Here is a 13,214-nt window from a genome sequence, read left to right on the forward strand (position 1 = left end):
CTTACCAAACGCCAAATTTTAAATTCTTGAAATGACAGGTTTCCAGTATAAAATATCACACATTTTAAACATTACCACTTCTTTTATATACAGGTATAAAATACATCATGTCCTTTTTTGGTTGGGCTATTATATGTTTTGGGTATGGGTCTATAATGGGGCTTACCAAAATATCCATCAATTATTAATAGTTACCACATTTTATACCCTATCCAATGCGGGTATTTATTATACTTCCCAGTATCTGTTGGTTCCCAAGTTGCTAAGTACTAATAAAGCCATTCTTTTTATCCTAGCCTTTCTAATTCTTGCTGCAATGCTTTCTGTATTCATGTATTTTGGAATTGCTTTGGCATTGGATGTGGACTTGAGGAAAATGTTTTCCGCAACTTTTTTTCAGATTTTTCTGGTTTACTTTTCTTCCAATGTATTTATCGGGGCCATTCTTTTGTCCATAAAAGGATTTTTGACCTATAGGAAAAACCTAAGAACTGAGGAATTGAAGGAAAAAGAGCGAATAGAGAGTGAACTTAACTTTTTAAAATCCCAGGTAAATCCCCATTTTCTGTTTAATGCCATCAATTCTGTATTTGTTCTGATAAAAATTGATCCGGAAAAGGCCTCAGAAACACTCCTCAAATTATCTGATCTTTTACGTTCCCAACTTTATGAATTTTCAGCACAAACAATTGATATCCAACAGGAAATCGCTTATCTTAAAAACTACATTGAATTGGAACAAATCAGAAAAGGAGAAAAGTTAAAGGTTGATTTTCAAGTTGGTGAGGGTTTGCATGATTTTACCATTTACCCCCTTTTATTCATTCCATTTTTGGAAAATTGTTTCAAGCACCTTTCATCCTATTCTGATAAAAAAAATGAAATCAGAGTTAGGATTGAAAAATCTAATGGCAATTTGATGGCCAATTTTTTCAACACCAAGGAATCTTCAATTACTAAAAATGACCAAGAGATGGGAGGAATAGGATTAAAAAACATCAAAAGAAGATTAGATTTATTGTATCCCGGAAATTATGAATTGAATACTAGGGAAAATCCAGATACTTACGAAGTGGATTTGAAAATTAAATTATAAACAAGTGACTATCAAAACAATTATAGTGGAAGATGAACCTTTGGCCCGGGAAGGGTTGAAAAGTTATGTCAGGGAAATTTCTGAACTGGAATTGGTTGCGGTTTGTGAAAATGCATTGGTAGCCAATTTTGCTATTTCCAACGAAAACCCCGATCTGATGTTTTTGGATATACAAATGCCGAAAATTACCGGCCTTGACTTTCTTAAATCCCTATCCAATCCCCCTTTGGTGATTTTTACCACGGCGTATCCAAATTATGCACTTCAGGGATTTGAACTGGATGTGGTTGATTATTTGGTCAAACCCTATTCTTTTGACCGATTTCTGAAGGCCGTAAATAAAGCAAGAGAATTATTAAAACTGAAAAATCAATCCACAATAAATAATGAATCTCAAAAAAACCATTTTTACCTGAAAGTAGATAATATGCTCAAAAGGGTAGAATTTGAGGATATTGTTTATGTTGAAGGTATGGAAAATTATGTGGCAATCCATACCAAAACAGGCAGGCTGATTACCTTAATGACAATGAAAAGTATAGAAGAGGGTTTGCCCAGGGAAGACTTCCTGAGGGTACATAAGACCTATATCATTTCCAGATCAAAGGTTCAGGGAATTATTGGAAATGAAATTGACATGGGAACAGTAAAAATCCCATTATCAAGAAACAGAAGGTCTGAGATCATCTCAGACCTTACCGGTAATTAATATTTATTTGATTTTTTGGCATAGATCAATCCGGCTTCTACGCCTCTGATTTCAGCCAATCCTTTCAACCTGCCAATGGCAGTATAACCTGGGTTGATAATGGGTTTTTGGATATCATCCAACATTTGGTGTCCATGGTCCGGACGCATGGGAATAGAAATTTTTCTTTTTTGCTGAACCTGTAAGATTTCATCAATAACTGCCTCCATCGGCACATCCCCATCCAAATGGTTGTCTTCAAAGAAATTCCCTTCTTCATCCCTGGTTGTTGCCCTCAAATGTATAAAATGGATATGGTCTCCAAATTCCCTGACCATCGCTGGAAGATCATTATCCGCACGGACACCATAAGATCCCGTGCAAAAGGTAAAGCCATTGTTTGGACTGGCATTATCCTGCATAATCCGTCTCATATCCGCAGCTGTACTGACAACCCTTGGCAAACCGAAAATATCAAAGGGAGGATCGTCGGGATGAATGGCCATTTTGACACCATTTTTTTCAGCAATGGGAAGGATTTCATCCAAAAATAATCTCAAATGATTGGCAAGTTCCTTATGCCCAATACCTATATATGTATTCAATGCCGTTTGGAATTGCTCCATGGTATAGCCTTCCTCTGATCCTGGCAATCCTTTCAAAATATTGTCCTGAACGCGCTTTAATGTATCAGCAGCGGCATTTTTGTAGAATTCTTTAGCAGTGTTTATTTCTTGAACAGTATATTCTTTCTCAGCTCCAGGCCTTTGAAGGATGAAAAGATCAAAAGCGACCACCTCCTTTTTCTCAAACCTTAAAGCTTTGGCGCCATTGGGAAGGGGATGGGCCAATTTAGTTCTGGTCCAATCCAAAATTGGCATAAAATTGTAGCAAACGATAAAAATACCCTCAGCCGCTAGGTTTTCTATAGTGGCTTTATAATTGTCAATATATTTTATAAAATCACCGGATCTGGTTTTAATATTTTCATGTACCGGAACAGATTCTACAACAGACCAGGTCAAGCCGGCTGCTTCAATCTTTTCTTTCCTATGTTGGATTTCTTCTCTGCTCCAGACTTCGCCATTGGGAATATGGTGCAGGGCTGTTACAATTCCGGTTGCACCGGCCTGCCGGATATCAGCCAAACTTACCGGATCTTTGGGGCCATACCAGCGCATGGTCTGTTCCATTTTATAAATCATAGGTGAACTAGGTTATTGATAATTAATTCATTTGTATTTAGTACTTGGTAATTGGTTATTATTAATTAGAAATTGGTAATTAGTAATTGGTAATTGGTAATTGGTAATTGGTAATTCTAAACACCTGAGTAGGCTGAAAAACCTCCATCAACAGACACAATGGTACCTGTTACAAATTTGGAAGCATCTGAGCATAGCCATTGCAAAGTTCCCAATAAATCCTCAGGATTGCCAAATCTAGCCATAGGTGTATGTGATATGATCTGATTGCCCCTTTGGGTCAGTTGACCATCTTTCTCTGTCAAAAGGGCCCTGTTCTGCTCTGTGAGGAAAAAACCAGGAGCAATGGCATTAACCCTATAATTTGGTCCATGTTTATGGTTGAATTCCACTGAAAGCCATTTGGTCAGATTATCAATGGCTGCTTTGGCTGAAGCATAGCCTACAACCCTTGTCATGGGTCTACTGGCAGCCATGGAAGAGATATTGATGATATTTCCTGATTTATTGGCCAGCATCAGCGGGAAAAAATATTTAATGGGTATGAAGGTGCCCTGGTAATTCAGATCCATCACTTTTTTCACGGCTTCGGCTGAAACGTCATTCAATGTCTGATCAGGTCTGACAACAGCTTCCGGCATGTTTCCACCAGCTAGGTTGATTAAAATATCAACTGATTTATACCTGGACTTGATCTGTTCGGCCGCTTTTTCTACATGAAGTTCATTGGTCACGTCAGCGAGAAAACCATCTGCCTTTCCACCATCCTTTCTCAATTGCTCAACCAAATGCTCCACTTTCGATGCAGTCCTTCCAATGATAATGATGACAGCCCCTTCTTTTGACAAATGCCTTGCCATAGCTTCCCCAAGAACACCAGTAGCGCCTGTTATGATAATTTTTTTATTTTTTACAGAAAAGATATTCATGGTTTAACATGGTTTGGAAATTGAAAATAATTTCTGGCATTGTGATAGCAGATGTCCTGCACAATCTTTCCTATCCATTTTTCATCCTGGGGCAATTCACCTTTGGCCATATCTTTTCCAAACAAATTACAAAGAATCCTGCGGAAGTATTCATGTCTGGGGAAAGAAAGGAAGCTTCTTGAATCGGTCAGCATGCCTATAAATGTTGAAATCAAACCCATGTTTGAAAGTACATTCATCTGGGCTTCCATCCCGTCTTTTTGGTCCAAAAACCACCAACCTGATCCAAACTGGATTTTCCCCCTGATGCTTCCATCATTGAAATTCCCAACCATGGTCGCAAAAACTTCATTGTCTCCGGGATTGAGGTTGTAGAGGATGGTTTGGGTCAATTGATCAGAATTGTCCAGTTCATTCAGAAATCCTGATAATGCAGAAGCCTGGGAATAATCACCTATAGAGTCAAATCCCATATCCGGACCCATTTGTCTGAACATTCTGCCGTTGTTATTTCTCATTGCACCCAAGTGGAATTGCTGGGTCCAACCTTTGGCATGATACATTTTGCAGAGGGCCAAAAGAGTTGTAAACTTAAAATAAGCAACCTCTTCTTGGCTTGGGATGACGCCATCCATTACTTTTTTGAAGATTTTATGTTCATCATAGGCATTGGATTTGAAGAAATACAATTGTTCCAATCCATGATCTGACAATCTTCCTCCATTACGGTCAAAATAGTCAACCCTGTCTTGAAGCGCCTGTAGAAGATCCTCATAATTTTTAATAACAATACCTGATGCCAGAGATAATTTATCCAAATAGGAGAGATAATTTTCCGGATTTTCAATTGCAAAGGATTTGTCAGGCCTAAACGCCGGGAATAAACCAAAATCAGAAGGATTCTTGGCGTAATCCTGATGGTGCTGAAGATCATCTGCTGGATCATCCGTAGTACAGACTACTTCGACACGCATTTTTTCTAACAAGCTACATGTGCTGAACTCATCATTCATCAATAACTCAGTAGTCCTTCTGTATATTTCTTCAGCATTTTTCTCTGACAGTAATTCTTCAATATCAAAATACCGTCTGAGCTCCATATGGGTCCAATGATATAAGGGATTTCTTAAAGTATAAGGAACAGATTCAGCCCACTTTTTGAATTTTTCCAAATCTGAAGCATTCCCTGTGATAAAATTTTCAGAAACACCGAGGGTCCGCATTGCCCGCCATTTATAATGATCTCCGTTAAGCCAGGCTTGGGTGATATTGTCAAAGATCCGGTTTTTGGAAATTTGATCAGGGGGTAAGTGATTATGGTAATCTATGATCGGAAGATTCTTGGCATAATCATGATATAAAACTTTGGAAAATTCATTTTCCAAAAGAAAATTATCATCCAAGAATGGTTTGGCACTGATAAAACTCATACTTGATTCTTGAAATTTAAAGTTTTGGTTCCCAGCCTTTTTCATATGCTCTTGACCAAAGGGCCATTCCTTTGGAATTTTTGATGTGTCCGTTTTTGGGGTCACAATCAAAATTTTCCGCTATACGGTAGGAAATATTGGCCAAATGGCAGAGTAGGGTACTTACGGCGCCCTCTTCAATGGTGGAGTTTTGTTTTTGTTTGCCCCTAATGGCTTCAAAGAAATTGACCACATGGTCTGTGGTATTGTCTCCTCCTCCTCCAAGGTTGGTACTGCCTTCTTCACCTCTAGACTTCTCTTCCCTGATCAATTTTCCGCCTTTGTCAAACAGCCTGTACAACCCCCTGTTTACAAAAACAGATCCTTCTGTTCCATATATAATAGTTCCCCGATCAGCACCATACGTCATGTAGCCATTTCTGCTCTGCCCATCCCAAACAATAGTTTTGTCCCCATCAAAACTGAATGTGGCGTACATGGTATCATACATGGTCCATCCATCATCAACGAAATGGTATTTTCCCGCATCCACACTGACATGTTTTGGGAATTCAACTTGAAGGGCCCAACGGGCCACATCCAGTTCATGGGTCGCATTATTGCCTGTTTCTGCGGTTCCATAATCCCAACCATACCAATGCCAGTTATAATCCCAAGTATCATGGGTATATTTTCTCCTTGGAGCAGGCCCTTGGAATAATTCCCAGTCCAATCCTTCAGGAGGCGCCTGTTCCACCTGATTGGGAACAGCTCCCCTGTTATTGGCATAAAATGCCACTGCCCTGTAAGGATTTCCGATCACTCCATTATGGATATCCCGTATGATTTCAATGGTGTGATAGGAAGACCTTTGCTGGTTTCCCATCTGAACTACTTTCTTGTATTTATTTTTAAATTCTACCAACAATTCCCCTTCTCTCGGATTATGGCTACAGGGCTTTTCCACATAGACATGTTTTCCTGCAGCCACAGCCATCCAAGTACCGGGAGCATGCCAATGATCAGGCGTAGCATTGATCAAAACATCAATCTCTTTATTCTCAATCACTTTGAGTATACTGTTTTCAAGCATTGGGGTGTAATCAATAAATTCAGAAAATCTTGCTGCAGCCCTTTCTCTTTGGGATTGCATTACATCGCAAAGCGTATGCAGGTGGACATTGCTTTCTTTTCTGGATATGGGATCAAAAAAAGCGCCTAATCTTCTCCCCAAACCTGCAATGGCCACATTCATACGTTCATTAGCTCCAATTATGTTTGCATAACTTTTTGCAGAAAAGCCCATAGCGCCCAGCGAAGAAAGTCCTACGGTTGCCAAGGTTGATTTTTTTAGAAATTCCCTTCTATTTTTTGGTTTATTATCCATGATGCTTAGGGTTTATGGTAATATTCTGATTTTAATATTCTTAAACTGTACTTCATCGCCGTGGTCCTGTAAAAGGATATGTCCTTCTGTAGCCTCTCCGAAATTCTCCCAAATCTTGTATTTGCTTATGGCCACCAGATCACGGTATTCCCCGGATCCTCGGACATATTCCAATACTTTCACCCCATTCAGGTAATGCTCCACTTTATTATCAGGATAGACCATAATCCGTCCTTTATTCCATTCTCCGGGGCCTTTTACAAAGCGTGTCTGTTTGTCGGCCTTGATCAGATCATACAAGGAAGCCAAAGTTCTATTACCTTCAATACCCAACTTGGCATCGGGGTGCCTCTCATCATCCAAAATCTGATATTCCAAACCTATTGCAGATCCTGTATTGCCTTCTGAAAGTGTTACAAAATATTTAACTCCACTATTTGCTCCTTCTGACATCATAAAATCAAAGGCCAGATCAAAAGCACTGAATTTTTCTACAGTGACGATATCGCCAAAATTGGAAGATTCACCGCCATCCGCTCCTTCTACCAAAAGGATACCGTCTCTGATATGCCAACCTTTCTCTGGAAATGTTTCCTTGTAAGCCCCTTTCCAACCATTGGAAGTCTTTCCATCAAATAATAATTTCCAACCCTTTTCCTTTTCAAATTCCGTTAGCTCATTCAGTCCGGTATTGACAACAAATACGTCACCCTGAAAAGGAGTTGGACTGAGATTTTCTGTCTGAATCCTAATATTTCTGAAATACGTTTTATTGCCCTCTTCTTCTGGATTATTGATACTGTGCACCTGCAATCCGATAAAGCCTTTGGCGTCAATATCATCCACAACATAGGCTACCTCCTGACCATTGATCCAGGTTTTGATTTCATTTCCAATGGCTTCAATCCGGTAAGCATTCCATTCGCCCATTTTGAATGCGGATTTTGCTTTTGGGTTTAGGTCCAAAGGATATAGCCATCCTCTTCGGGCCTCATCATACAATCCCCCTGACCATGCCCTTTCTGTTGGATCAGCTTCAACCTGGTAGCCAAAAACAAGTCCATTTCCATCCCTGGCATTGGGATCAAACTGTCCTCTTACCATGACTCCGGAATTGCTGCTAATGTCCTCAATTTTTAAATCCAGCTCCAATATAAAGTCTCCATAGGTTTCCTCGGTAATAAGGAAGGTATTGGGCGAATTGGCTTTGGCATAACCAATGATTTCCTTATTATTTACTTCAAATAGAGCTTCTCCGGCTACTGGTTTCCATCCATCCAAATTCCTTCCATTAAATAAATTGGTCCAATTTTCATCTGATGGGTCATTACGCGGTCCCTGACAGGATAAAAGGATTAAACAACCTAAGATACTGATTATCGATACTATTTTCCTCATATGCTATGGCTTCCTTGCAGGTTCAAAATCTATATTTTAAACAATAACTTAATATTCTTTTGATAGGGTCCACGGAAAGTCTTCCTTGTTAATTATCAATTCCATGAATGATTTTTGAATTTAAAAATAAACTTTTTATGTGTAGGGGATAAGTGTAAAAAATGTGGGGTTAGGATAAAAAAATAACAGGAACGGTATAAAAAGCCTTCAATTCTTTAAATTCGGTTATCCAATTCTATGCTACCTAAAAATAGTGTGGGCTATTGCCAACAAAAATCAAAAAACATGAACCCTTTTAAACTGACAAATCTTTCATGCAGCATGCTAGCAGCTATTATCATCTCTTTTCTGATTTTTTTTGTAAATACCCAATCTGCAAAAAGCCAGGATGGGATAGTTTATTCAAGGTATTATTTGTCGGGAATCGATGCTTCAAAACCGGTCAATTGGGAATTCATGGTCAATTCAGGGAGAAGGGCCGATGAATGGACAGAAATCCCGGTTCCTTCCAATTGGGAATTACATGGATTCGGCACCTACAATTACGGGCATGACCATAACAATCCAGAAAGAATTTTAGGCAAAGAGACCGGGTACTACAGATATAATTTTAATGTTCCGGCCATTTGGGAGGGCAAGTTCATTAAAATTGTCTTTGAAGGAGCGATGACCGATACAAAGGTGAAAATCAATGGGAAAGAGGCCGGTGAGGTACACCAAGGTGGATTTTACAGGTTCAGTCATGAAATTACCCAGTTATTGGCGTATGGAAAAGAGAATATATTGGAAGTGGAAGTGGCAAAACACTCTTCCAATCCATCAGTTAACAGGGCGGAGCGGCAAGCAGATTTTTGGATTTTTGGCGGGATATTCCGTCCGGTTTATCTTGAAGTGCTGCCTCAATGTCATTTTGAAAGGATAGCCATCAATGCAAAAGCAGATGGCAGCTTTGAAGCACTGGTCCATCTTACAGAACCACCTCAAGACGGATCTATTGAAGTGGAAATTTTGGACTTAAAAGGAGAAGTTTCCTATGGGAAATTAAGTACAGCATCCTCATCCGTAGAAACATGGATCAAAGGAAAAATTGATGGAGTGAAAACCTGGAATCCGGAGAAACCGACACTATACCAAGCTGTTTTTTCAATCAAAGAAAACGACAAGACTATTTTTGAAAAAAAGGAAAGATTTGGATTCCGGACAATTGAATTAAGGGAATCTGATGGACTTTATGTCAATGGGGAAAGAGTGATTTTTAAAGGAGTTAACCGGCATTCATTTTTCCCGACTACCGGTCGTGCATTAAGCGATGCCAATCACATGGAAGACATTTTGCTGATGAAGGAAATGAATATGAATTCCGTCAGGATGTCCCATTATCCCCCGGATGAAAGATTTTTGGACTTATGTGATTCCCTGGGATTGTTTGTCTTGGATGAGGTAGCAGGATGGCAGCAGGGATATGATACCATTGTGGGACCTAAAGTCATTAAAAGTACAGTATTGAAAGATGGAAATCATCCTTCCATTGTAATTTGGGATCATGGCAATGAAGGGGGATGGGATTTTGGAAATGAAAAATGGTTTCACGAATACGATATCCAAAAACGTCCTGTGATCTATCCATGGCTGATCAGAAATGGGATGGATACCCATCATTATTTCAGGTTTAATGCAGGAATACAGAGGTTGACCCATAGTCAAACCCCTTTTATGCCAACAGAATTTATGCATGGATTATATGATGGTGGTCATGGTGCGGGATTGGAGGATTATTGGATTGATTTCATGAGAAATCCAGTAGCATCAGGTGGTTTTTTATGGGTTTTCGCCGATGAGGCTGTGGTTAGAACAGATCTAGACGGAGCATTGGATGCAGATGGAAACCATGCTCCAGATGGCATTTTAGGCCCGTTTAAAGAAAAAGAGGGTAGCTTTTATACCATCAAAAACATTTGGTCACCCATACAGATCAAACCCTTTAACATGAACCAAAATTTCAATGGGAATCTATGGATAGAAAATCGCTATATATATACCTCATTAAAAGAATGTCGGCTAGAGTGGAGTACTTATACTATTGATGGTTTTAGAGAACTAAAACAAATAAAGAATGGAGAAATGTCATTACCTGACATTTTACCTGGAGAAACCAAAAAAATAAAGCTTCCGATTGATGGTCCTCTAACTGAAGTGGACTTGTTCAAATTGGCGGCCTATGATTGGGAGGGTAGAGAATTATATACCTGGAATTGGTCAATCACCCTTCCCAGAGATTTTGCCCAAAAACATTTGAAGCTGAATAAAGAAAACCAACAAGAAATCATTGAGGCGGAAGAAACTCAGAAACTTTTATCTATAAAAACGGGAGAAATGCTTTATGTTTTCAACCTTGAAAACGGCATGTTGCATGAGGTAAAAAAAGGCGAAAAACAGTATGATTTCAATAATGGGCCTGTGGTGGAAGGAGTGGAATCCAAAGTTGAAGAGGTGAATTGGGAAATGGATGAAGAAGGGCTTATTAAAATAATCACAAAGTACAGTTCCTATCCCAAACAAACCATTTGGACCATCCATCCTTCGGGTTTATTGTCTTTTGAGGCTTTAGGGCCTTTATTAAACGGGCAGGAAATAGATTATTTGGGTTTGTCATTTTCCTATCCGGAAGAAAAAATGAAAGGGGTTACCTGGATTGGGAATGGACCTTATAGGGTTTGGAAAAACCGATTGAAGGGAGCAGAATTCGGACTATGGCAGAAAGATTACAACAATACCATGACAGGCTACAGTTATGATAACTTGATCTATCCTGAATTTAAAGGATATCATGCTAATTTATTTGCCATGCAATTGGTGACCGAAGAAGGCACAATTCAGATCTATTCGGAAACACCGGGTATTTTCTTTAAGCTTTACAATCCTGAAAATCCCCCACATGCAACTGCAGGTGTAACACCCAATATGCCAAAAGGCGATGTATCGTTCCTTCATCAGATCACTCCCATTGGCAATAAATTTTCCGGTCCGGAAACCATGGGGCCCAGCGGAAATAAGATACGGGCAATAAGCCATTCAGGAGATCAACCTATAGGCATTAAATTATGGTTTGAGTTCAAAGACTGAACAAAATCCAAATTTGTTTACTAATTCCTAACAAAGTATATTCAAACTCCTATCTCAAATTCTAATAAACCCATTTTCTATGAAACAAACCGGTTTTCTTTCCATTGTTTTTATGTTTTTATGTCATGCTTTATTAGCGCAGGAAATAAATACCAACCCCATTCTCAGTCCCTGGGCTGAAAAAGTTGACAAGAATTTACCTCTCCAGGAATATCCCCGGCCGCAAATGGTGAGAACAAATTGGAAAAACCTGAATGGACAATGGGATTATGTAATTTTGAACAAAGGTCAAGGCCTTCCGACTGACTATGAAGGCAAAATTACTGTACCTTTTCCGGTAGAATCTTATTTATCGGGTGTGAATAAAGCAGTTGGTTCCCAAAAAGAATTATGGTACAGGAAAACAATAAGAGTTGAAAAAAATGAGAGAAAAGGAAGAATTCTTCTTCACTTTGGGGCTGTAGATTGGGAATCAGAAGTTTTCTTAAATGGCCAATCTATTGGTATACATACGGGGGGATATGATCCGTTTTCTTATGATATTACTGATTACCTGACCAGTAGTCAATCTCAGGAATTGGTTGTGCGGGTATGGGATCCCAGTGACGAAGGACCACAGCCAAGGGGTAAACAGGTCAATAAACCAAGAGGTATTTGGTATACTCCTGTGACAGGAATCTGGCAGACCGTATGGTTGGAATCCGTGCCAAAATCTTATATCAAAAATATCAAAACCACACCTGATTGGGAAAGGGGAAAATTTCAGATCTCGATTGAAACCTCTGGGGATGTAAATGGAATGACTTTTCAGGTTACTGCCTATGATAAAGGTTATAAAAGGGGGGAGGCTCAAGGAAATATTAATCAGAACTTAGAGCTTGAGGTAAACGATCCTATAGCCTGGTCATTGGAAAATCCTCATCTCTATGATTTGGAAATATTACTTAAAAATGGAAGCAAGGTCATTGATAGGGTAAAATCTTATGGGGCCTTAAGGAAAATTTCTATCGGAGTGGACAGTAAAGGAATGCAAAGGATGCAGTTAAATGGTGTTTCCCTTTTCCAATATGGCCCTTTGGATCAGGGATGGTGGCCGGATGGTCTTTACACGGCTCCTACCGATGAAGCTTTGGCTTTTGATATCAAGAAAACCAAAGAAATGGGCTTTAATATGATCCGGAAACATGTGAAGGTTGAACCTGCAAGGTGGTATTATCATTGTGATAAACTTGGTATTTTGGTCTGGCAGGATATGCCTAGCGGGGACATGGGAAATGTTTGGGAACCAAAGCCCGGAATTTACCGAAAAGGGATGGACAAAGTCAGAACGGCTGAATCAGAGACTATTTTTAAAAATGAATGGAAAGCGATTATTGATGCGAATTACAATTTCCCCTCTATAGTCGTTTGGGTACCTTTCAATGAAGCCTGGGGTCAGTTCAAAACCAAGGAAATTACAGAATGGACCAAAAGCTATGATCCTTCAAGGTTGGTGAATTCAGCATCCGGAGGCAACTTCCAATTGGAGGGAACCAAACTGGTAGGGGATATTTTTGATGTACACAATTATCCTGATCCAGTGATGCCTTCCCCTGATTTATTCGGAAAAAATAATATCCTGGTATTGGGAGAATATGGAGGTCTGGGACTGCCAGTTGAAGGTCATACCTGGCAGGACAAAGACAATTGGGGTTACCAAAGTTTCAAAACTCAGGAAGAATTAATGGCCCGGTATCAAAAACTTATTCAGGATTTAAATGAACTGATTCCTTTGGGACTGGCAGCAGCCGTTTACACCCAGACCACCGATGTGGAAGTTGAAGTCAACGGATTGATGACATATGACAGAAAAGTGGTTAAATTTCCAGCTGATGCTTTGAAAAAATTGCATGTAGAACTGTATAAAAACAAGTAGGTAATAGGCTTTTGAAATCCAACTCTTCTTTCTGAGCCAAATTAAATGGAGCTGATGAAAAAGA

9 protein-coding genes are annotated in these 13,214 nt (G+C 39.4%); 4 read left to right on the plus strand and 5 right to left on the minus strand.

Annotated elements, in window-relative coordinates:
* Window positions 1-31: 31 nt before the first annotated feature.
* Window positions 32-1,096, plus strand: coding sequence for a sensor histidine kinase (locus ACFSKV_RS05765; RefSeq protein WP_380800955.1), 1,065 nt, complete (start codon window positions 32-34; stop codon window positions 1,094-1,096).
* Window positions 1,097-1,100: 4 nt separating this feature from the next.
* Window positions 1,101-1,805: a LytR/AlgR family response regulator transcription factor gene (locus tag ACFSKV_RS05770; RefSeq protein ID WP_380800956.1), complete on the plus strand. Its 705-nt coding sequence runs from the start codon at window positions 1,101-1,103 to the stop codon at window positions 1,803-1,805.
* Here ACFSKV_RS05770 and uxuA read toward each other — a convergent pair.
* The 5 genes from uxuA to ACFSKV_RS05795 form a co-directional block, all read right to left on the minus strand.
* The gene (gene uxuA / locus ACFSKV_RS05775; RefSeq protein WP_380800957.1) at window positions 1,802-2,989 is read right to left on the minus strand and encodes a mannonate dehydratase; all 1,188 of its coding nucleotides are present in this window, start codon (window positions 2,987-2,989) and stop codon (window positions 1,802-1,804) included. The two genes, ACFSKV_RS05770 and uxuA, sit on opposite strands and share 4 nt — an antisense overlap.
* Window positions 2,990-3,105: 116 nt before the next feature.
* The gene (locus ACFSKV_RS05780; RefSeq protein ID WP_380800958.1) at window positions 3,106-3,918 is read right to left on the minus strand and encodes an SDR family oxidoreductase; all 813 of its coding nucleotides are present in this window, start codon (window positions 3,916-3,918) and stop codon (window positions 3,106-3,108) included.
* Window positions 3,915-5,348, minus strand: coding sequence for a glucuronate isomerase (gene uxaC / locus ACFSKV_RS05785; RefSeq protein ID WP_380800959.1), 1,434 nt, complete (start codon window positions 5,346-5,348; stop codon window positions 3,915-3,917). The genes ACFSKV_RS05780 and uxaC overlap by 4 nt, the downstream gene beginning before the upstream one ends.
* 16 nt (window positions 5,349-5,364) lie before the next feature.
* Window positions 5,365-6,714, minus strand: coding sequence for a Gfo/Idh/MocA family protein (locus ACFSKV_RS05790; RefSeq protein WP_380800960.1), 1,350 nt, complete (start codon window positions 6,712-6,714; stop codon window positions 5,365-5,367).
* A gap of 12 nt (window positions 6,715-6,726) precedes the next feature.
* A complete protein-coding gene (locus tag ACFSKV_RS05795; protein WP_380800961.1) occupies window positions 6,727-8,112 on the minus strand; it encodes a 3-keto-disaccharide hydrolase in 1,386 nt (461 codons plus the stop codon).
* Window positions 8,113-8,397: 285 nt separating this feature from the next.
* Between ACFSKV_RS05795 and ACFSKV_RS05800 the strand changes: the two genes are divergently transcribed.
* Window positions 8,398-11,235: a glycoside hydrolase family 2 protein gene (locus ACFSKV_RS05800; protein ID WP_380800962.1), complete on the plus strand. Its 2,838-nt coding sequence runs from the start codon at window positions 8,398-8,400 to the stop codon at window positions 11,233-11,235.
* A 79-nt stretch (window positions 11,236-11,314) separates the two neighbouring features.
* On the plus strand, window positions 11,315-13,150 hold the full coding sequence (locus ACFSKV_RS05805; protein ID WP_380800963.1) for a glycoside hydrolase family 2 protein: 1,836 nt from the start codon (window positions 11,315-11,317) through the stop codon (window positions 13,148-13,150).
* Window positions 13,151-13,214: the final 64 nt, after the last annotated feature.

Origin of the sequence: Shivajiella indica (assembly GCF_042683085.1) — a bacterium.
Taxonomy (GTDB): Bacteria; Bacteroidota; Bacteroidia; order Cytophagales; family Cyclobacteriaceae; genus Shivajiella; species Shivajiella indica.